Source organism: Gordonibacter faecis (assembly GCF_030077735.1).
Lineage (GTDB): Bacteria > Actinomycetota > Coriobacteriia > Coriobacteriales > Eggerthellaceae > Gordonibacter > Gordonibacter faecis.
Map to the genome: position 1 here is coordinate 25,878 of NZ_JASJEU010000025.1, position 20,248 is coordinate 46,125.

At 59.9% G+C, this 20,248-nt stretch carries 18 protein-coding genes; 4 read left to right on the top strand and 14 right to left on the bottom strand.

The window, feature by feature from the left end:
* Positions 1-3: 3 nt before the first annotated feature.
* The 13 genes from hisH to QNJ86_RS13235 all read right to left on the bottom strand — a co-directional run bounded on the left by hisH (position 4) and on the right by QNJ86_RS13235 (position 13,831).
* Positions 4-894 carry an imidazole glycerol phosphate synthase subunit HisH gene (hisH, locus tag QNJ86_RS13175; protein WP_283833108.1) on the bottom strand — a complete coding sequence of 297 codons (891 nt, stop codon included), beginning with the start codon at positions 892-894 and terminating at the stop codon, positions 4-6.
* Entirely contained in the window at positions 891-1,481 is a 591-nt protein-coding gene (gene hisB / locus QNJ86_RS13180) for an imidazoleglycerol-phosphate dehydratase HisB (RefSeq protein WP_283833109.1), read from the bottom strand. The genes hisH and hisB overlap by 4 nt, the downstream gene beginning before the upstream one ends.
* A 19-nt stretch (positions 1,482-1,500) precedes the next feature.
* On the bottom strand, positions 1,501-2,592 hold the full coding sequence (gene hisC / locus QNJ86_RS13185) for a histidinol-phosphate transaminase (protein ID WP_283833110.1): 1,092 nt from the start codon (positions 2,590-2,592) through the stop codon (positions 1,501-1,503).
* Positions 2,585-3,937 (bottom strand): histidinol dehydrogenase, encoded by a 1,353-nt coding sequence (hisD, locus tag QNJ86_RS13190; RefSeq protein ID WP_283833111.1) that lies wholly within the window; start codon positions 3,935-3,937, stop codon positions 2,585-2,587. The genes hisC and hisD overlap by 8 nt, the downstream gene beginning before the upstream one ends.
* A gap of 3 nt (positions 3,938-3,940) precedes the next feature.
* Positions 3,941-5,767 (bottom strand): ATP phosphoribosyltransferase, encoded by a 1,827-nt coding sequence (gene hisG / locus QNJ86_RS13195; RefSeq protein ID WP_283833112.1) that lies wholly within the window; start codon positions 5,765-5,767, stop codon positions 3,941-3,943.
* Between the two features lie 114 nt (positions 5,768-5,881).
* Positions 5,882-6,175, bottom strand: coding sequence for a type II toxin-antitoxin system HicB family antitoxin (locus QNJ86_RS13200; RefSeq protein WP_283833113.1), 294 nt, complete (start codon positions 6,173-6,175; stop codon positions 5,882-5,884).
* A 236-nt stretch (positions 6,176-6,411) separates the two neighbouring features.
* Positions 6,412-7,926, bottom strand: coding sequence for an alanine/glycine:cation symporter family protein (locus QNJ86_RS13205; protein ID WP_283833114.1), 1,515 nt, complete (start codon positions 7,924-7,926; stop codon positions 6,412-6,414).
* 173 nt (positions 7,927-8,099) lie between these two features.
* Positions 8,100-8,375: a holotricin-3 gene (locus QNJ86_RS13210; RefSeq protein WP_283833115.1), complete on the bottom strand. Its 276-nt coding sequence runs from the start codon at positions 8,373-8,375 to the stop codon at positions 8,100-8,102.
* 109 nt (positions 8,376-8,484) lie between these two features.
* Positions 8,485-9,492: an AAA family ATPase gene (locus QNJ86_RS13215; protein ID WP_283833116.1), complete on the bottom strand. Its 1,008-nt coding sequence runs from the start codon at positions 9,490-9,492 to the stop codon at positions 8,485-8,487.
* A gap of 167 nt (positions 9,493-9,659) precedes the next feature.
* A complete protein-coding gene (gene gatB / locus QNJ86_RS13220) occupies positions 9,660-11,234 on the bottom strand; it encodes an Asp-tRNA(Asn)/Glu-tRNA(Gln) amidotransferase subunit GatB (RefSeq protein ID WP_283833117.1) in 1,575 nt (524 codons plus the stop codon).
* Positions 11,234-12,916, bottom strand: a complete 1,683-nt coding sequence (gene gatA / locus QNJ86_RS13225; RefSeq protein ID WP_283833118.1) for an Asp-tRNA(Asn)/Glu-tRNA(Gln) amidotransferase subunit GatA — start codon at positions 12,914-12,916, stop codon at positions 11,234-11,236. The genes gatB and gatA overlap by 1 nt, the downstream gene beginning before the upstream one ends.
* Positions 12,916-13,227 carry an Asp-tRNA(Asn)/Glu-tRNA(Gln) amidotransferase subunit GatC gene (gatC, locus tag QNJ86_RS13230; protein WP_283833119.1) on the bottom strand — a complete coding sequence of 104 codons (312 nt, stop codon included), beginning with the start codon at positions 13,225-13,227 and terminating at the stop codon, positions 12,916-12,918. The genes gatA and gatC overlap by 1 nt, the downstream gene beginning before the upstream one ends.
* Positions 13,228-13,570: 343 nt before the next feature.
* Positions 13,571-13,831, bottom strand: coding sequence for a hypothetical protein (locus QNJ86_RS13235; RefSeq protein ID WP_283833120.1), 261 nt, complete (start codon positions 13,829-13,831; stop codon positions 13,571-13,573).
* Positions 13,832-14,023: 192 nt separating this feature from the next.
* Here QNJ86_RS13235 and QNJ86_RS13240 point away from each other — a divergent pair, with 192 nt between their 5' ends.
* The gene (locus QNJ86_RS13240) at positions 14,024-14,983 is read left to right on the top strand and encodes a trigger factor (RefSeq protein WP_283833121.1); all 960 of its coding nucleotides are present in this window, start codon (positions 14,024-14,026) and stop codon (positions 14,981-14,983) included.
* 174 nt (positions 14,984-15,157) lie between these two features.
* A complete protein-coding gene (locus tag QNJ86_RS13245) occupies positions 15,158-15,376 on the top strand; it encodes a hypothetical protein (RefSeq protein ID WP_283833122.1) in 219 nt (72 codons plus the stop codon).
* 78 nt (positions 15,377-15,454) lie between these two features.
* Here the strand turns inward: QNJ86_RS13245 and QNJ86_RS13250 are convergent, their stop codons facing one another.
* Positions 15,455-16,420 (bottom strand): LysR family transcriptional regulator, encoded by a 966-nt coding sequence (locus QNJ86_RS13250; protein WP_283833123.1) that lies wholly within the window; start codon positions 16,418-16,420, stop codon positions 15,455-15,457.
* 401 nt (positions 16,421-16,821) lie between these two features.
* Here QNJ86_RS13250 and QNJ86_RS13255 point away from each other — a divergent pair, with 401 nt between their 5' ends.
* Together QNJ86_RS13255 and QNJ86_RS13260 are read left to right on the top strand one after the other, a co-directional pair.
* Positions 16,822-19,434 (top strand): molybdopterin-dependent oxidoreductase, encoded by a 2,613-nt coding sequence (locus QNJ86_RS13255; RefSeq protein WP_283833124.1) that lies wholly within the window; start codon positions 16,822-16,824, stop codon positions 19,432-19,434.
* Positions 19,435-19,437: 3 nt separating this feature from the next.
* Complete coding sequence (locus QNJ86_RS13260) at positions 19,438-20,247, top strand: 4Fe-4S dicluster domain-containing protein (protein WP_283833125.1); 810 nt, start codon at positions 19,438-19,440, stop codon at positions 20,245-20,247.
* The last annotated feature ends 1 nt before the right edge of the window (position 20,248 follow it).

Consider the following 20,248-nt stretch of genomic DNA (forward strand, 5'->3'; position numbering starts at 1 on the left):
GACTCACGCCCCTTTCACGATGCGGACAAAATTGCGCATCATCTGCGCGCCCGCATCCGAGCTTTTCTCAGGATGGAACTGCACGCCGAACGCGGCATCGCCGTACTGAACGGCACACGGGAAGGTGACGCTGTGCGTGGTGGTGGCAATGACGAAAGGGCCCTCGGGGGCGATGTAGCCATGCGTGAAGTAGAAATAGGTGCCCCAGGGGATACCTTCGAACAAGGGACTTAAGTGTTCAACCTGGTCCGTTGAGGGGAGGGGCGGCACCCAGTCGCTCAAACAGTCCTCGCTTCGCTGCGGAACTCGCTTGGTGGGCACCGCCCCTCCCCTCAACTCTTCAACCTGGTCCGCGGCGGTTCTGGCATCCTCCAGTCGCTCGGACAGTCCTGCTCGCACGGAGCGTCCACTGGACGTTTCGGCTCGTGCGGAACTCGCTTGGTGGAGGGCACCAAAGTCGTCGCTCGTTTTAGGCTCTTCTATCGTGTTCCAGCCTACGTGGGGCACCTTATAAGGGTGGCCGTGTTCGTCTTGTTGGGGCATCTTTGTTACGACGCCGGGGAGGATGGCGAGGCCTTGGGCGTTGTGGGTGGATTCTTCGTCATCCTCTTCTGGAGCGCCTTCTATGCCTTCTTCGAACATGAGGTGCATTCCCAGGCAGATGCCGAGGAAGGGGACGCCGGCGGCGATGCGGCGGCGGATGACGTCGGTTTGGCCGAGGGCTTGCATCGTAGCAGCGGCATCGGCAAAAGCACCTACACCGGGCAAAACGATGGCATCCGCGCGAGCAATGGCGGCGGCATCATCGGTGATGAACGCATCTCCACCTGCCGCAGTTAACCCGCGTTCAACGCTTTTCAGGTTGCCCTTATGGTAGTCAACAACAGCGATCATAGTGAACCTTTGGTTGTTGGAAGGACATTGCCCAGGCGGGGGTCGGGCTCGACGGCTTCGCGGAGGGCACGGGCAGCGGCTTTGAAGGCGGCTTCCACGATGTGGTGGGCATTTTCGCCGGCAAGGCTGCGCACGTGCAGCGTGATGCCGGCGTTTGTGGCGAACGCGATGAAAAACTCCTTCGCGAGTGTCGCGTCGAATTCGCCGATCATGACCGGAGGCACAGCCACATCCCAGTGCAGTTGGCCGCGACCTGAGAGGTCGCAGGCAGCCAACACGAGCGCTTCATCCATCGGTAGCGCGACCGAGCCAAAGCGGCGGATGCCCCGCTTCTCACCGAGCGCCTGCGCAAACGCTTGACCAAGCACAATGCCGGCGTCCTCCACGGTGTGATGACCATCCACGTACAGATCGCCCTCCGCACGCACCGTGAGGTCGAACAGGCCATGACGAGCGAACGCGGTAAGCATATGATCAAAGAAACCAATGCCTGTTTCCACGTCCGCCACACCCGTACCGTCAAGGTTGAGGGTAAGCTCAATATCCGTCTCATTCGTCATACGCGAGATGGTTGCAGTTCTATCCATGCTCGAACCTTTCTTGCCGTCAGGCCGACGGAACCTTTAAGTCACACTTTCCCATTACTGCGTCGCGCAGGGCTTTGAGGAATGCGTCGTTTTCTTCGGGTGAGCCTATGCTGACGCGGAGGCAATCCTTCAGATGTGGGGCGCGGGAGAAGTCGCGGACGAGGATGCCGCGGCCGTAGAGCATCTCCCAGAGCTGGGCGGCGTTCTCCACGTGGAAAAGCACGTAGTTCGCATCCGACGGGAACGGCTTCACGCCGGGGATCATACGGAGGCCCTCAATGACGCGCGTGCGCTCTTCGATGATGGTACGAATGCCCGGCTCGAACTTTGCGCGATTTTGGTACACGACACGCGCGATGGCCTGCGACACGGCATCCACCGAGTACGGCTGGCGAACTTTCACAAACTCGCGCACCACCTCGGCGTCGGCGAGCAGGTAGCCCATCCGCACGCCCGCCAAGCTAAACGCCTTCGAGAAGGTGCGCAGAATGGCGAGGTTTTTGTGCTGTGCCAAATACGGACGCATGGTTTGGCGCGAGAACTCGAAGTACGCCTCATCCACCACCACCAGCGCGTCGGTGGCATCGAGCACGCGCAGTATGAATTCCTCATTTGCCAGTTCACCGGTGGGGTTGTTCGGACTGGTCACAATGAGAAAATCAATGTCACCCTCATCCAAGCGCGCAAGCACCGCCTCTTCGTCTATAGAGAAGTCTTCGCGGCGCGGCACGTTCACTACTGTGGTGTTGGTGAGGCGTGCGTTCGCATCGTAGACCGAAAACGTGGGCGGCAGGTTCAAAAACGTGCGCCCTGGACCACCCCAGGCAAGCGCGAGGTTAAACAGCAACTCGTCGCCACCGTTGCCCACAAGCACCTGGTCGCGGTCGAGGCCGTTTGCCTCGGCAATCATATCGCGCAAGTCGTTGGCAAGTGGATCGGGGTAGCGGTTCAAAGGCACGCGCTTCACTTCGCGCATGATCTCGGCACGAATGTCCTGCTCCACGTCGTGGGGGTTTTCGTTCGCGGAGAGGAACGCCTCGGCCGGCAGATACTTCGGGTCATAGGGCTCAAGACCCGCTAACTGAGGCGCAGCAGTACAAACGTTACGCATCGATTTCTCCGTCTCCGCAGCGCGCTCCGTCGCCGCCTTCGATGCCGTACACGTTGCCCCAATCGATGAGGTTCTTGCGCATCTCTACACTCATCGCGTGCGCCCACAGACCTTCGTGACGCGCGATGGTCATGACAGCATCCGCGTCGTTGACAAGCGCAGCCGAACTGTACTGGATGACGGAAGACTTTTTCACGAACTCATCAGTAGACAGCGGTGAGGAAAAACGCGCAGTGCCGCCAGTAGGCAGGGTATGGTTGGGCCCAGCCACGTAGTCGCCCACCGCCTCAGGCGTCCAGGCGCCTAGGAAGATGGCACCCGCGTTGCGGATGGCGCCCAACAGGTCGAAGGCGTGATCGACGTGCAGCTCAAGGTGCTCCGGCGCAATGACGTTCACCGCTTCGACAGCCTGTTCGAGCGTTTCGCACACCACGATAAGGCCCTGATCGGCAAGTGAGGCGGACGTAATCTCGGCGCGAGTGGATGATTGTAGGTGGCGCTCCACCATGCGTTCCACCTCATTGGCATACCCCCCATCGAATGTCACCAAGTAACACGCAGCCAAGGGGTCGTGCTCGGCTTGCGCCATAAGGTCAATGGCTACCAGGGCAGGGTCAGCCGTGGAATCGGCCACCACGCACACCTCAGAGGGGCCAGCAATCATATCAATGCCCACGTCGCCTGACACAATCTTTTTCGCGGCCGCCACGTAAGCATTGCCGGGGCCGGTGATCTTTGCAACGGGGGCGATAGACTCAGTGCCATATGCAAGGGCCGCCACCGCCTGCGCACCACCGACGGCGTAGATTTCAGTGACACCTGCAATGCGGCACGCCTCAATGATAGCTGGGTCGAGCGAGCCGTCTTTCGTTGGCGGCGTCACGCACACGATGCGCGGCACGCCTGCAACGGCAGCAGGAAGCGCGTTCATCAGCACCGACGAGGGGTAGAGCGCACGGCCGCCCGGCACGTAAATACCCACGGAGTCAAGCGGTTCTATCTTACTCCCCACAAGCGCGCCATCTTCGCGCACGGTGAACCAGCTCTGCTGCTTTTGACGCTCGTGAAAGTCGCGAATCTGTGCGGCAGCCTTGCGCAGCGCCGCAGCCGTTTTGTCATCGACACTGGCAACGGCTTCAGCAATGGCCGCTTGGCTCACGCGAAAGTTCTCCACGCGCACGCCGTCGAACTTCTCCGTGAGGTCACGCAGGGCCTCATCGCCCCGTTCGCGCACATCCTCGACAATGGCCGTAGCTGCCGTGAGCGCGGCAGCATTGAACGCGCCAGTCCTCTTGAGGTGGGCGTTTGAGAATTCCTCGCCAGGTTTGAGGGTGATGCGGCGCATGACTTACTTCCTTTCCTCGGTGCTCGCGGACAACCCGTCGCTATCGGAGGTGAGAGCGAGCGTCCGAGCCAATTGTATGATACGCGCGTTGGTGCGAAATGCGCAGGTGTTCGCGAAGAAGCGGGCGGTGGATGAGAGCACTTCATCGACCACTACCAGATCGTTTTCGCGCAGTGTGGTGCCCGTAGCGGTAATGTCCACAATGCGCTCGGCCATCCCCGTGAGCGGTGCCAGCTCAATGTTGCCATGCAGCTTCACAATTTCCACCTGCACGCCTGCTTTTGCATAGTGAGCGGCCGTGATGCGTGGATACTTGGTGGCCACACGAATGGAACCAAGGCGGCGATGGTGCTCACTCGTAGCGCCAGCCGCACCGGCGGGCTCCGCTACCACAAAGCGGCAGGCACCAAAACCGAGATCCACCAACTCCACCACGTCGGTCTCGGCCTCAAGTAAAGAGTCCTTGCCGCAGATGCCGCAATCAGCCGCGCCGGACGCCACAAACACCGGTGCATCAGTGGGACGCACGATGACGTATTCCACGCCGGGATTGCGAATGATGAGTTGCCGCCCCGGATCGGCAAGCCCCGTCACATCAAGCCCCGCTGCCGCAAGCGCAGCCACCGTATCCACATTGAGCGATCCCTTAGGAATGGCGATGCGTAAAGGGCGAGAGTTTTCTAATGCTACCGGTTGGCGAAGTGAGTCAGCGAGGGTTTCTGTGGTGCCCGAGATCGTGGGGATGGCGGAGGCGCCGCGTACTTCGGTACGCAAGCCTTCGGCATCGCTGCGAGATTGGGTGCCACAGAAAGCCGCAGCGTCAACGTATTCCGTCGGCTGACAAGCCGACGGAACCGAAGAAGCAGCCATTGCCTGTTCGAGGAAGAACGCGAAACCGGCGGCGGGACGGCTTTCGCCGTAGGCGGCAATCATGTTGTCGTAGCGGCCACCACTGCCAAGCGGCGAACCAAGACCCGGCGCATAGGCCTCAAACACAAGACCCGTGTAATAGTCAAACGAACTCATTACCGAGAAGTCCACCAAAAGCCTGTCAGCCAAACCGCGCTCAACAAGCGAGTCGAAGGTGGCCGCGAATACGTCAAGACCATCCTCGCACCCCAGCGGCGACACGAGCGCACGCACTTCATCAATAGCTTCACGACCGCCACGTATGCGCGGCAGTGCGCGAATGGCGGCGGCAAACACGGGCGGAGCAGCAGCCTCGCAGGCACCTTCTGCGGTAAGGCGGTCTAGCTCAACAAAGTTTGAGCGGTGGAAGGCATCGAGCACTTGCTCCTTCCACACCTCGGACGCACCGCATGCCGCGAGAAGTGAGCGCAGCACACCCACTGTAGCGAGCGCCAGCTTACAGCCACGCGCACCGGCCAACTCAAGCGCTTCCGCAAAGAGTTCCACCACCTCAGCATCAGCTTGAGCGCCTGCTTCACCAATGCACTCAATACCAATCTGTGTCATCTCGCGCGCTTCGGCCTGCAAACGGCCGTCCACTTCGCGAAACACGCGCTGCATATAGCGGAAGCGAAACGGGCCCGGCTGACCCGTCAAGCGTGTCGCGCACATACGAGCCACCTGTAGCGTCACATCGGGGCGCATAGCTAAAAGGTCACCGCGCGCATCATAGAACTTGAAGGGCGAACCCGGCACACGACCACCTGCACGCATGACGTCCATAACCTCAAGCGTGGGCGTTTCAATAGGCACATAACCACGACTCGCTAAGCATGACTGCACTTCACGGGCAATGCGCTCGCGCTCCAGCGCTTCGTCAGACAGCACATCTCTAAATCCCGCCGGCGTCACCACTTGCATGCCTTGCCTCTTCCTTTTTATCGCTTTTTACTATCCGGATTATCCGGCACTTTGTTCACTTCAATGGGTGCTGAATCACTTTATCACAGTAGAGTGATAAAGCAACAAGAAATCCTACTCGTTGCCTAACGTGCTGTCAACGGCAGCGGCTTTATTCAGATTAAACGGCTTATCAGGTTGTTTACCCTTTGCGGCACAAAACTCCAAATAATCATCTACCGCTTCATGAAATGCCGTTGACACCTCTTTGGCATCGTGAGCTTCAAAGTAAATCACATCACGAATGCCAGAAACGGAGCCATGCAGATACTCCCCCTCAGCATCAAACGATACAAGCGCAGTGTAGCCTTTATACGTTAATGTATTGATCGCATTGCTCACATTATTACTGCACGGTAATTCGTTCATATATTCCTCCTTACTCCGGTGGCGCTACGGGCAAGAAGGTGCGTGAGCACAACGCCTATTCTTTATTAGTATGACGATATCAATACTAGAACGTTTGTTCTTTTATGTCAATGAGTTTGAGCAGAAATATAAAAACAAACACCCGCTTCCCTGTTCGAGAGAAGCGGGTGTTTATTACCAAGCTTCAACCGCAGCCATCAACAACCTGATGATCTGCGCGTCGGCTGCGCCAAGCGTCAGTTCAGCCCCACAAACTCGGGATCAAGCGCCTCATCCAAATACTCTTGTACCGGCGGTTTGCCGAAGTCTTGCACCTCGGGCACGTGCCAGCAGTCGGTCTTCGGCAGCCCGGGGATGTTATCGGCCACAAACACCGGGTCGATGCCCGCTTTGCGCTGTTTCGTGTAATCGTCGAGCGCCGCGAGCGCCCACTTGCCCAGGAACAAAAGGGCAATGAGGTTCACCAGCGCCATGAGACCCATGAAGATGTCCGCCAGGTTCCACGCCAAGTCAAAGCTGTTCACGGCGCCGTAGAACACCACGCACAGGCACACCACGCGGAACACGAACAGCAGCGCCTTGCTGTTACCCTTGATGAAACGCAGGTTGCTCTCGGCGTAGAAGTAGTTACCAATAAGGCTAGAGAACGCGAAGGCGAAAATGGCGAACGTGATAAAGTGGATGCCGAACTCGCCCACCGAGTTGTTCACGGCCATCTGCACAAGCGGCATGCCGTTGAGCGCGGCGGCCGCCTCGGGGTTCTGCACGTAGAACACGAGCACCATCATGGCCGAGCACGTGCAGATGAGCAGCGTGTCAATGTACACGGACAGGCTCTGCACGAGGCCCTGCTTGCACGGATGCGACACGCTTGCCGTGGCGGCCGCGTTCGGCGCGGAACCCATGCCGGCCTCGTTCGAATACAGGCCGCGCTTGATGCCCAGCATAACCACCGAACCCGCAAACCCGCCGAAAATGGCCTGGAAGTCGAACGCCGAAGCAAACACCATGCCAAACACGTTGGGCAACTCGGTAATGTTCGCCACCGTAGTCCACACCGCAATGGCAATGTAGCCAAGCGCCATAATGGGCACGATGATGGAAGTAATCACGCTGATGCGCTTCGCACCGCCGAAGATGACGAACGCCGTCATCACCGCAAGCACGATGCCGCACGCAATGGCCGTGCCATTGGTGGCGTAGTCGGGGATGTAATATTCAAGCGCCGACGTAGCGTTGAAGGCCTGCAGCCCATTGAAGCCAAAGCCAAAGCACAGGATAAGCAGCACGGCGAACACAATACCAAGCCAACGCTTCCCCAGTGCCTGCTCAATATAGTAGGCCGGGCCGCCGCGGAATTCGCCTTCCTTGCCGCGCACCTTCCAAATCTGCGCGAGCGTGGACTCAACAAACGCCGAAGCTGCGCCCACAATAGCCATGAGCCACATCCAGAACACCGCGCCCGGGCCACCCGTGGCAATGGCCGTAGCCACGCCCGCAATGTTGCCCGTGCCCACGCGACTGGCGGTGGACACCATGAGCGCCTGAAACGAAGAGATAGAACGCTCACCTTTTACGTGCTTCTTCTCGGTGAGCTGCGTAAACATATCCTTGATGAAGCGCAGCTGCACGCCTTTCGTACGAATGGTGAAGTATACGCCCACAAACACCAGCAAGATGAGCAGGATATACGTGTACAGAAACCCGCTTGCCTCCCCGGTAAAACCAATAAGCCATGTGTTGAAATCCATCAAAACCCCTCTTCCCTCTCTCCTTGTATCTCAACTCCGAAAACTGCGACTGCATCCACAGAGCCAGCCACAGCTTTGCCCCTGTTCCCCGTATCGACGAACGTAGGTATACCTACTTATAAGGTGTTTTGCGGGCCGCGAGCCGCGGGCCACAAACGTGCGAGCGCGAGGCGCTAGGCGCCCTGTATCTGCAAGACAGCCTGCGACATGGCAAGTGCGAAGTACACAGCCAGCGCCACGAAGACCGAGGCCGCCACCTTCGCAATGATATGCCAGTTACTGCGCCACACCAGCACAATGCCGAAGGGCCAGATGACCACAAGGAAGAAGATAATCCAGAATGTCTGATCGTACCACTTCTTCGGGTTGGGCTCCCCCACCAGGTCGTTCGCATCGCGCCTCAAGTCCTTGCGCTGCCAATCGCCTGGCCGCCTGTTTTCGTCGGCCATGCCGGCCCCCCTTTCCAAACCTTGTCATATGCCTTGCGTATCCTATCACGCCACCGCGCGTTTCCCAATGCAATCAACTTGTTGTTTCGCAATCGAAGACAGCGAAAGCTCACTCGCAACCCGCACCGTCCCAGTGGCGGAGCGCGCTGACGCCTACACTATCCTTCTCGGCGCGCCAGAGTTCCTCGCGGCGGAAGGCTGCCTCATACAGATGACGCTCGTCGCGCGCCGATAGCAGCAGCTGACCACCGCCAACATTGCAGCGCGGGTCGCGAAAGAGCGCCGCTATGCGCTTCATGTGTTCGGGAGGAAGGCGCTCGCCGAGGCCATCTGCCACCACCAACCCACCGGCGCGCAGCGAGGCGAGCACACTCGGCACCAGCCGAAGCGCTGCACGCACGCCTGAAGATTCTTCTTCAAGGGAAAGTTCATGCACGGACGCACCAACACGGCGACGCACCACCACGTTGCCATTCGCAATGCAAACTCCCTCAATGCCAGCATCAAGGTAGCTGACCAGGCGCTGAGCTTCCTTGGGGCTGCCGAGCAGTTCGTCTTGCTCGCACGGTGACAATCCGCACGAATGATAAAAGCACACGCCAACATGGTTAAACCGGCACGACATAAACCAGTGAACAAGCGCGTCTATTTCTGCATTGTCGCACCACGCCGCTAAGCAGGCGAGCAAGGGAATTCTTCGCGGAAGAACTCTATCTTCCGGAATACGCAGGTCAGCGGGCATATTGCCCAGCAACGCTTCATTCCCCCGCCGCTCAAACAAAAGCGTTTGCCTCCCCGCCGCGCCTGACTCACCGCGAAACAGCGCCTCGCGCGCAATACTTCCGTCCGACCACGCAAGTTCGTAGCGATACTCAATTCCCTCGCAACGCAGCACCAGCCCCAACTCCGTCGGTTGATGCTTCGACTGTTCGTCGAACGCAAACGGCCTGATGGGCAGCACGGGAAGCGACCCTCTGCGCCGCAGTTCTTCTCCATCCAGTGCAAGAAGCGGCTTCACCACCAACAAGATGAGAGCACTCAGCGCCTCAAGCGCCGCCGACGTACCCGCGCCGCTTGGCCCACACACGGCAACCACCGCACCGGGCACCTCGGACACTTCCGCTCCGTCCCTTAACAAGCACTCACCACGAGCAGCATCACTGAAGGTAAGGGTTGTTTCACCCCGATAGGAGGTTACGTTTTTGAAGGTGAATTGACAGAGCATGACAGCGACTCCCCACACACAGACACTACGGGCGAATGCGAATTACGAGTGTGCTTGGTCTAACCGAGCTTCTTGCCCAACAGCTCATTGATGAGTTTCGGGTTACCCTGGCCGCGCATCTCCTTCATGCATTGTCCCACGAAAAAGCCCATGAGGCCCGTCTTGCCGCCACGGTACTGTTCTACTTTGTCGGGGTTGGCCGCGAGCACGGCATCGACCACGGCTTCAATGGCGCCGGTGTCGCTCACCTGCTCCATGCCGCGCTCCTTAACGATGGCCGCCGGGTCCTTATCCTCGTCGAGCACGGCTGCGAACACCTCTTTAGCCTGCTTGGACGAAATGGTGTCGTCCGCCACGAGGCGCACCAGCTCCACGGCGCGCGCGGGCGTGAGCGGCGAATCCTCCAGGTCGAAGTCGTCATGCGCGTTCATGTGCGCGGTCACATCGTTAATGGCGAGGTTCGCCACGGGCTTTGCCAGCTTCGCAGCGTCGGCACCCGCCAGCTCCATGCAGGCCTCGAAGAAGTTCGCCGTGGCGCGGTGTTCCACCAGATGACGCGCATCGTAGGCCGACAGGCCAAACGCCTTGGCGAAGCGCGCCGCCTTCTGGTCGGGTAGCTCGGGCAGCTTCGCACGCACGCTTTCGATGAACTCATCGGACAAGTCATAGGGCGCCAAGTCCGGCTCCGGAAACAGGCGATAGTCGTCAGCCGTTTCCTTCACGCGCATAACAATGGTGCGCTTGGCCGAGGGATCCCAGTGACGTGTCTCCTGGAAAATCTGCCCGCCTTCTTCGAGCACCTCCGCCTGGCGGCAGATCTCGTAGGCCAAGCCGTCGTGGAGGTTCTTGAAACTGTTCATGTTCTTCAGCTCGGTTTTTACGCCCAGCTTCTTGTCGCCGCGACGGCGCAGGCTCACGTTGCCGTCGCAACGCAGGCTTCCCTCTTCCATGGAGCAGTCGGAGATGCCCAGCGCCAAATAAATCTGGCGCAACTTCTGCATGAAGAGGCGCGCCTCTTCCGGCGTGCGCAGATCGGGCTCGGTCACCAACTCGATGAGCGGCGTGCCGCAGCGGTTGTAGTCCACAAGCGAGTGCGTGGCACCCGCGATGCGGCCCTCGGAGCCGCCCACGTGATTCATCTTGCCGGCATCTTCCTCCATGTGAATGCGCGTGATGCCCACATGCGCAGTGTAGCCCTCGGCCGTGCGCACAGCGTTGCCGTCCTCTTCGCCCTCGGCAAGCTTCGCGGCGGTGATGCGCTCCTTCGCGGCTGGGCCGTCCACGTCCAAGTCCAGGTGGCCGCGCATGCAGAAGGCCACGGGGCCCTGCGTGGTTTGGAAGTTCTTCGACATGTCAGGATACATGTAGTTCTTGCGGTAGAACATCGAGCGCTTCTCGATGTCGCAGTTCGTGGCCAAGCCGGCCAGCACAATAGACTCGATGGCGGCCTTGTTCGGCACGGGCAGCGCGCCCGGAAGGCCCAGGCACACAGGACACGTGTGCGTGTTCGGATCGGCGCCGAACTCCAGCTTGCAGCCGCAGAACATCTTGGTTTCCAGCGTCGTGAGCTCGGCGTGCACCTCAAGGCCGATGACGGCTTCCCAGTCTTGCAGGACTTCTTCGAGTTTCCGCATTATTCGGCCTCCCCTTCTACCTGCGCCGCAACGACCTCGGCAGCGCCCAGTCGCTCGGATAGTTCTCGCTCAGTCGCGGAACTCGCTTGGTGAACGCCGCCAGGAACGTCGCTTTCCGTGGCAAGTCCGGGCAGGTCAACGCCCGGCACCGCGTCAGCAGCATCGGGAATGGTCGCGGGAGCCTTGAAGTCCGCACCCTCACGGAAGAGCGGGGCGACGGGAGCCGGACCGTACACCGTTTCCAGCGCGGCGGCCACGCGCAGCATGCTCTCGTCCTTGAACTGGGGTGAGATAAGCTGCACACCCACGGGAAGATTCGTGTCGGCACCAAGACCCACCGGCAGGCTCATACCACCGTTGCCCGCAATGTTGATGGAAATGGTGAACATGTCGGACAGGTACATGTCGGTGGGGTCGCTCACTTCGCCAAACTTGAACGACGTGCGCGGTGCCACCGGCGCGAGGATGCAATCCACCTGCTCGTAGGCGCGCGCGTAGTCCTGCGTGATAAGCGTGCGCACCTGCTGCGCGGGATAGTAATAGGTGTCGTACACGCCGGCGCTCAGCAGATAGCTGCCCAGCATGATGCGGCGGCGCGCCTCAGCGCCAAAACCCTTGGCGCGGCTGGCCTCGTACTGGCCGCCAAGGTCCTTGTGCCCGGGGTCGCAGTAGCCGTAGCGCACCGAGTCGAAGCGCGCGAGGTTAGAAAACGCCTCGCATGGGCCCAGCACGTAGTAGGCGCTCATGGCAGCCTGTGCGTTCGGCAGGTCAACTTCTACCAGCTCAGCACCCAGTTCGCGCAAATGCTCGGCCGCTTCTTCCACCTTCGCCTTAACTTCCGCCGTGAGGCCCTTCGCCTCCATGAACGCGGGCACAATACCAATGCGCATGCCGCGCACGCCCGCGTCGAGGTTTGCCGTGTAGTCGGTGCGAATGTCCTGGCTCGTGCAGTCGAGCGGGTCGCGTCCCGCGATGGCATTCATGGCGAGTGCCGCGTCCGCAACCGAGCGGGTGAAGGGACCCACCTGGTCAAGCGAGCTACCGAACGCCACCACGCCATAGCGGCTGACCACGCCATACGTGGGCTTCACCGCCACCGCGCCGCAGAAGCTGCCGGGCTGGCGAATGGAGCCGCCCGTGTCAGAGCCCAGCGTCATCGTGGCCAAACCCGCACCCACCGCCGCCGCGCTGCCGCCCGACGAGCCGCCGGGCACGCGCTCGAGGTCCCACGGGTTCTTACTGGGGCCAAACGCGCTCGTTTCCGTGGAAGAGCCGAACGCGAACTCGTCCATGTTCAGCTTGCCCAGCGGAATGCCGCCCGCCTCGATGGCGCGCGCGACGCACGTGGCCGTGTAGGGCGACACGTAGTTCGCCAGCATGGCCGACGAACACGTAGTGTGCGTGCCAGCCAGATTCATGTTGTCCTTGAACGCCACCGGCACGCCGGCGAGCGCCCCGAGGCCATCCGCCTCACCCGACGCCACGGCGGCGTCTAGCTTCGCGGCCTGTTCAAGCGCAAGCGCTTCGGTGGTCTCAAGAAACGCGTGAGTGGCGCCGTCAAGCGCACGCACGCGAGCAAGCGAAGACTCGGCAATTTCGCGCGCCGAGAACTCCTTCGCGGCCAGGCCCGCACGAATATCGCTCGCGCTCATGCAGGCAAACGCATGATCAAGTGCGCTCATTAGCGGTCGCCCCCTTCGCCCAAAATTGACGGAATGAGAAAGCAACCGTCCTGCTGCTTCGGCGCATTCTCAAGCGCCACGTCCTGCGTGAAGCCGGGTTCTTCCACGTCATCGCGCATGACGTTCGACAAGCCGCCGATGGGATGGAACGTGGGCTCAACGCCCTCCAGGTCGTACTCGGTGATAGGACGCAGGCTGTCGATGATGGCGTTCAAGTCAACCGTCATCTGCGCAACCTCTTCGTCCGTGAGGCCAATGCGCGTGTATTCCGCAATATCACGCACATCGTGTTCAGTAACATGTTGGGTCATAGGATTCGCTCTTCCCTTCTCTCGTTTTCACACAACGACTCCGCGAGCGCAACAGGAGCCGAAGGTGGAGCAGGTGAAAACATAACGCCGCCCATGATACCAAAGGTATCTCCCTCTCAGTGCGTCATCACCCGCTTTGGCCACAGACTTAACAACCACAGCGGTGAGAGAAGAAGTTATCAATATGAGGTAACACCGCGAAACACATTCTTGTCATGAGCGCGCAACGCAAACGACCCCCTTTTCAGGCGGATTAGTACCGCTCAAAAGGGGGTCGTTTCATCAATTTCTTGCTCACTCCCGCCACGGCAAGAAAAGACAACCGAGTAAGCAAAAGAAGTGTTTACGCCTGCTTGTAGACAACGTAGGTTTCTTTTACTTGGCCGTTGGCGTCGAAGGCGGCGATGTCGGCGGTGCTTTTGAACTCCAGATCCTCGCCTTTGTAGCCGTAATTGCTGTTGTTCATGGTGTACATGTAGCCGTAGATGATGCCACCCTCATCGGCGCTTTTGTCCTGCGCGTCCACAAGTTCCTGCGCGGCAGCCTTGCACTTGTCAAGTTCTTTCGGGTTCCACAGACGGTCCCCACCGAGCGGTCCAAGCATGTTGTCCTCCTTCAAAACGGTTTGCACGTGGTTGTGATAGTAAGCGCCTCACTGCGAAAAAGCGTCCGGATCAGGACAACGAAAACGGGAGCCGCTTCAGCAAATGCAGGAGGGCATGCCGCACTTTGGTTCCATCTGAGGGCCTATGCTGTGCAAAACAGTAGACGCACCGTTTTCGGAAAGGGGACTCGCATGAACGTGACCGTTCGCGCGCGCACAGGAGACGTCCAAACCATTGCAGTGGAACTCGAAGCGGCCGAGGTGACTGACTACCTGCGGGGTTTCTACCTGATGACAGCTCAGCAGGCAGGACTGCACCCTGAACCGGGGCTGACCTCAAAGCAGCTGGTGGAACGCGAGTGCAACCTCGACGAAGTAGGCCGCGCGGCGAGCGAAACCGTAGCCGTGCGAGCAACGCCAGCCGTGCTCGATCGAGCGGGCATTGATGCCGTGGGAGCGCCAGACTACGGCTGCCACGGCTACGCACAAGAGGGCCAGCCGTTCGCGTTCGACCTGACGATAGTGCCCAAGCCCCAGATGGAGCTAACCTCCTACGACCCCGTTGAGGTACCCCATCAAACTCACGAAGTGACCGAAGAGGAAGTGGATGCCTTCCTGGCGCAAGTGGCCGCTGTCCGCAATCTGTCGGAGTTGGGAACACCCGAGCAGCTGCGCCAACGAGCCCGCGAAGACTTGCAGGCAGAAGCCGACGAGCGTACGCGCGCCTACCAGCGCTTCATCGCCGCCGATGCCTTGGCAAGCCGCCTTACCAACCCGGTGCCCGACGCGGTATTCGCCGCCCACTATGCGGAGATCACGCAAGACTTCCGCGCTTCGCTCGCCGAACAGGAAATGACCGAAGAAGACTACCTGCGCGAGCGTGGCTTACAAGCCGATGAACTGAAGCATCGCCTGATGAGCCAGGCCCGCGAACAACTGCGTCAGGGCTTGGCGCTTGACGCCCTCGCGCGCCACGAGAACCTGAAACTCACCACTGCCGAGCTTAAGGAATTCCTCGCAAGTATGTCCGAAGGCCGTCCCGACGAATTGCTTCACACCTTGAAAGAACAGGGCGGCCTGCGCAAGGTTGAAGAAACCGCTTTGCGCGCCAAGACGAACGACTGGCTCGTTCGCACCGCGCGCGTCGCCTGAGTCCGGTTGCCGAAGCGCTCTCGCTCCCAGAAGCGCAGCGTCTTGATGGGGGTTCTTCAACAAAACCAGTGACCCTCGCTTTCGTTGAAGAACCTCAATACCTGGCTGCTGTTACCGTCTTCGGCGCTCCCCTATTCTTTTGGTTGTAAGGCAAACCGAATGGAGGAGAAAACCATGTGCTTCAGACCAGCAGCTGTGAGTAACGGCACCATCGCCTGCCCCATGTGTGGCCACGAGAACCCAGCATCGGCCGAGGTGTGCGAGGAATGCGGCTTTGCTGCGAGCGCCGCACCCGGAACCCCGAAGGCTCCCGGTGCTCCCAAAGCGCCTGGCGCCCCCAAGGCTCCGGGAGCCCCCAAAGCCCCAAGCGCGCCCAAGGCTCCCGTCGCGTAACAACGACACCGCAGCAGGAGGGCCGCCTCATAAGGCGACCCTCATTGCATCCCACTCAGAACAAGCAGATTCCCTCCTCTAGTCGCACAGCACATACAACCCGGATTCCAAATGCGCACGATAGAACTCATCCAGAATGTCCATGAGCCCCATAAAACACTCGGACTTCAGATCGGCCTCCATGCCTACAAAGCCAATCTCCACTTCATAGGGCCGCTCCATCTTTCGCAGCACAAACCCCGGCTCTTCCGGCATAGTGAGCGAAGCAAACGCAGGCAAAAACGACAAGGCAGCATCGCGTTCCACCAAACGCTTGCGCAAGGAGAATTCGGAACTGGACAGCGAAATGGCATCGCGTCCGAAGCGTCGGGACAAAAAGCCGTAGAGATGCGTATTCGTGGTAACCAGTGGCCGGGAGATAATATCCTCGTCGCTCAGCACGTCCTTCTCCGCCAGGGGCGAAGACGAGCACACCATCACCTTGTCGTACGCTTTGAGGTAAGGCCTATACTGATAGCCTTTTTCCTCCAAATCGTCGATGCCACCCTGCTCTGAGCTGCGCTCCTGATTGAAGAAACACATAAGGCCAATCGTGGGCGAACTTGGTGCGCCCTCTCCCGCTCTGCCCGCCAGCAACACTTGGCGGATCTGCGGGTTTTGCGATTCGTGAAAACGGATTTTGCGCGACTCAAAAATATAGTCCTTCGCATCCTGCGTGAGGAAGGCCAGTAGCGCCACATTCTGGCACTCCAGGTTAATGCAACCCGTGTCCTTGTGTTGAGGCTGCGATTGCGAGGCGGCAAATTCCAGCAACTCTGAATAATTCTCAATGATGGCTGCGGCTCGGGGAACCAGCTCTTCCCCCACAGGCGAAAGATCTAGCTTGTTGGAGTAGCGAACGAGCAGCTTACAACCCAGCTCCTTCTCCAACTCGTTCATCGCGCGACTCATGCCCTGAGGCGAGATGAAGTTCAACTTCGCCGCCCGGGTGATGGATTTGGTTTTCGCCACATCCAGATAATAGTGCAGATACTCGATGTTCATTGCGCGTCCCCCTTGCCCTTCGGTGTGAGCCCCTCCATTGTAGAGCACTTTCCTTGACACCGCGCGGTCGATCTTCGGACACTCGTCTCAAGCACCCGAGCAACGCCCCTGTTCAAGCGCCACATTCGCTTCTCTTCGAACCCACAACATGCCGCCCCAACGAAACGTGGACGAAGCCCCAACGAATCGCGGGAGCAAAGCCAGCCCCTCAGAATCGGGGGCTAGCTCAACGGGCTGCTTGTTTTCGTTTCGGCGCGCGCTTCATACACTTCTTGGCGGGGGGATCGGGTGTTCATCCTCGCGCACGGACGCACACCCTCGATCGCTCCCCCGGCACCAAACGCGCTTTCCGCACGCACGCCGCCGGGGACGGAGCAGAAGACGAAGAAAGTAGGAGGAGCATGAAGACGTCCGACAAAACGATCTATAAGAACATGTCGCTGTGTTCTTTCGGCAACGGCGCAAACCTCACCGCGGTCGATTCCAAAGACGGCAAGATCGTTCGTATGCGCCCCGTGCACTACGACGAGCACTACACCAAGGAGGACTTGAACTACTGGACCATCAACGCAAAGGGCCACTCGTTCGAGCCGGGTATGAAAACCCTGAACTCCCCGTTCACCTTTATCTACAAGACCCGCACGTATTCGCCGAACCGCATCCCCTTCCCGCTAAAGCGCGTGGACTGGGATCCCAAGGGCGAGCGCAATCCGCAAAACCGCGGCAAAAGCAAGTACGAGCGCATCAGCTGGGATGAAGCCACCGACATCATCGCCTCCGAGATTGTGCGCATCGACGAGACGTACGGACGCAACTCCATCTTCTGCCAGGGCGATGGCCACGGCGAAACGGGCTCCATCCACGGGCCCCACGGCACCATGGCGAACCTGCTGGATATGACCGGCGGCCTCACCATGCAGGCCCGCCAGCCCGACAGCTGGGAAGGCTGGTACTGGGGCGCCAAGCACGCCTGGGGCAACGAGCCGCTCGGCCAAAACACCCACCAACACAACCTGTTCAAGGACATCTCCGAGAACTCCGACGCGGTGCTGTTCTGGGGCTGCGACCCCGAAACCACGCCGTGGGGCTGGTCGGGGCAGCAGGCAAGCCGCCTCTGCTTCTGGTTCACCGAAATTGGTGTGGAGCAGATTCACATTGCGCCCGACGTGAACTACGCGAACGCCGTGCACTCCGATAGGTGGATTCCGGTACTTCCGAACACCGACGCCGCCATGCAGCTGGCCATTGCGTACGTATGGATGACCGAGGGCACCTACGACAAAGAGTACCTGGAAACCCACACGGAGGGCTTCGACTGGTTTGAGTACTACGTGCTGGGCAACGAAGACGGCATTCCGAAGACACCCGAATGGGCCGAAGAGAAGTGCCACGTGCCCGCGTACCGCATTAAGGCGCTTGCGCGTTACTGGGCCTCACACAACGTGTCCATCGGCCACTGCAACGGCGGCTCCTACATTCGCTCCTGCTATTCGCATGAGCCCGCCCGCCTTGAGGTGTACCTGCTGGCCATGCAGGCCGTGGGCAAGCCGGGCCGCAACCAGGTGAAATTCATCGAGTGGGCCCTCATTGGCATGGACTCCTTCAATCCCCTGCCTCCGGGACACTTCCTGCCCGAGGTGCGCGCATGTTACCACGGCTCCGTGCTGGGCGAGTTGCCCGCGTCCTTCATCCCCAAGACGCTCGTGCCGCAGTGCATCACGGTGAAGGAAGGCGAGAAGGTGGAGTGGTACGGCCACACCACAAGTCGCCACCATCGCACCGACCAGTTCAAGAAGTTCCAGTTCCCGCAGGACGGCGACCATGGCATCAAGATGATCTGGTCCGACTCACCGTGCTGGTCTACCTGCTGGAACGGTGGCAACGAATTCCAGGACGCCCTGCTCAGCCCCAGCCTTGAGTTCTTCTTGGTGCAGCACCCTTGGATGGAAAATGACACTCAGTTCGCCGATCTCATTTTGCCGGTGTCCACCACGCTGGAACTGGACGACTTCGGTGTTGACACGTACTCCGGCCAGTTCAACTCCATCATTTGGGAGCAGCATGCGTGCGACCGTCAGCACGAGTCGCTCTCCGATTACGAGGCGGTTGTTGAGGTTGCCAAGAAGCTGGAGAAGTACGGCGGTGTGTATGAAGACTGCGCCGCGCACCTCACGGGTGAAATGACCGTGGAGGAGTGGCAGGAAGTTGGCTATCAGGGCTCTGGCCTGCCCGAAGAGGAACAGGACCTGGAACTTATCAAGAAGCAGGGCTACCAGATGCTGCCCACCCGCGAGGGCTGGGACCAGGAACCGGCCGGCATGATTGAGTTCTACGAAGACCCCGAGAACAACCCCATGGAAACGCCGACGGGCAAGATTGAGTTCTACTCCACCGGCCTGGCCAACTTCTTCCCCGACGACCAAGAGCGCCAGCCCGTGGCTAAGTGGATAGAAGAATCCGAGACGCATCACGAGCGCATCAGCTGCGAACGCGCCAAGGATTACCCCTTCCTGCTGGTGTCAAACCACCCACGTTGGCGCATTCACGCCAACTTCGACGACTGCCCGTGGACGCGTGAAATTGAGACGTGCAAGGTGGTGGGCGAAGACGGCTACGCCTACGAGCCCGTGTGGATTCACCCGACCGATGCCGAGAAGCTGGGCATTAAGAGCGGCGACATCGTTGAACTCTTTAACGAGCGCGGCACGGTACTGGGCGGCGCATACGTCACCGAGCGCATCATGCCAGGTGCGGTGCTGCAGGACCACGGCGCGGAAACCGACCCCATCGTCAGCGGTGTGGGTGGCATCGACCGCGGCGGCGCCAACAACCTCATCTGCCCCAGCAACACTTCTTCGAAGAATGCGGCAGGCGAAGTGACCGGCGGCTTCTTGGTGGGCGTGCGCAAGTGCGACATTAACGCGCTGATGGAGCAGTACCCCGAGGCGTTTGAGACCGAGCATTACACCATTGAGACGGGCACCAACGTCTACGACTATCTGCAGGAGGCTTAAAAGATGAAGACTATTCTGTTCGACGCAAGCCTGTGCAACGGCTGCTACGGGTGCCAGATGGCCTGCAAGGACGAGCATTGCGGCAACGACTGGAGCCCCATCGCCGCCGAGCAGCCTTTGACCGGCCAGTTCTGGTGCAAGGTGGAGCAGGAAACGCGCGGCAAAGTGCCCGAGGTGAAGGTACAATACACGCCCGTCATGTGCGGCCACTGCGACAACGCTGCCTGCATGGCCGCTGCAACTGACGGTGCGGTGTATCGCCGCGACGACGGCCTCATTATTATCGACCCGGTAAAGGCCAAGGGTCAGAAGGCCATCGTGGAGGCGTGCCCCGCTGGTGCCGTGTACTGGAACGAAGCGCTGGAACTTCCCCAGAAGTGCACGGGCTGCGCACACTTGCTGGATGACGGTTGGTCGGTTCCCCGCTGCGTCGATGTGTGCGCGACGGGCGCCCTCACCTACGTCGATGAGGCAGACGTGCCCGCCGATGCCGTGCCCATGCCAGCCGTGGCTGAAAACCATCCGCACGTGTACTACCGCAACATCCCCAAGCGCTGGGTGTATGGCGTGCTGGTGGATCGCGGTGCCAACGAGGTGATCATCGGTACGAAGGTGAGCCTCGTGGACGCCGAGGGCACCACGGTGGCCGAGGTAGACACCGACGAGTTTGGTGAGTTCCGCTTCAAGGAATTGGATGAGAATGCCTACACCGTGCGCGCACAAGTGGCTGGCTTTGAGGAAGTGGTACTGACCGCCGACACGTCCGAGGGGGACGTGGTGTTGGGCGACATCTTCTTGAAGGCCGTCGCCTAGG

Excerpts from the sequence above, each read along its gene's own strand:
- hisH (WP_283833108.1), bottom strand. The coding sequence starts at position 894 with ATGATCGCTGTTGTTGACTACCATAAGGGCAACCTGAAAAGCGTTGAA.
- hisB (WP_283833109.1), bottom strand. The coding sequence starts at position 1,481 with ATGGATAGAACTGCAACCATCTCGCGTATGACGAATGAGACGGATATT.
- hisC (WP_283833110.1), bottom strand. The coding sequence starts at position 2,592 with ATGCGTAACGTTTGTACTGCTGCGCCTCAGTTAGCGGGTCTTGAGCCC.
- hisD (WP_283833111.1), bottom strand. The coding sequence starts at position 3,937 with ATGCGCCGCATCACCCTCAAACCTGGCGAGGAATTCTCAAACGCCCAC.
- hisG (WP_283833112.1), bottom strand. The coding sequence starts at position 5,767 with ATGCAAGTGGTGACGCCGGCGGGATTTAGAGATGTGCTGTCTGACGAA.
- QNJ86_RS13200 (WP_283833113.1), bottom strand. The coding sequence starts at position 6,175 with ATGAACGAATTACCGTGCAGTAATAATGTGAGCAATGCGATCAATACA.
- QNJ86_RS13205 (WP_283833114.1), bottom strand. The coding sequence starts at position 7,926 with ATGGATTTCAACACATGGCTTATTGGTTTTACCGGGGAGGCAAGCGGG.
- QNJ86_RS13210 (WP_283833115.1), bottom strand. The coding sequence starts at position 8,375 with ATGGCCGACGAAAACAGGCGGCCAGGCGATTGGCAGCGCAAGGACTTG.
- gatB (WP_283833117.1), bottom strand. The coding sequence starts at position 11,234 with ATGCGGAAACTCGAAGAAGTCCTGCAAGACTGGGAAGCCGTCATCGGC.
- gatA (WP_283833118.1), bottom strand. The coding sequence starts at position 12,916 with ATGAGCGCACTTGATCATGCGTTTGCCTGCATGAGCGCGAGCGATATT.
- gatC (WP_283833119.1), bottom strand. The coding sequence starts at position 13,227 with ATGACCCAACATGTTACTGAACACGATGTGCGTGATATTGCGGAATAC.
- QNJ86_RS13235 (WP_283833120.1), bottom strand. The coding sequence starts at position 13,831 with ATGCTTGGACCGCTCGGTGGGGACCGTCTGTGGAACCCGAAAGAACTT.
- QNJ86_RS13240 (WP_283833121.1), top strand. The coding sequence starts at position 14,024 with ATGAACGTGACCGTTCGCGCGCGCACAGGAGACGTCCAAACCATTGCA.
- QNJ86_RS13245 (WP_283833122.1), top strand. The coding sequence starts at position 15,158 with ATGTGCTTCAGACCAGCAGCTGTGAGTAACGGCACCATCGCCTGCCCC.
- QNJ86_RS13250 (WP_283833123.1), bottom strand. The coding sequence starts at position 16,420 with ATGAACATCGAGTATCTGCACTATTATCTGGATGTGGCGAAAACCAAA.
- QNJ86_RS13255 (WP_283833124.1), top strand. The coding sequence starts at position 16,822 with ATGAAGACGTCCGACAAAACGATCTATAAGAACATGTCGCTGTGTTCT.
- QNJ86_RS13260 (WP_283833125.1), top strand. The coding sequence starts at position 19,438 with ATGAAGACTATTCTGTTCGACGCAAGCCTGTGCAACGGCTGCTACGGG.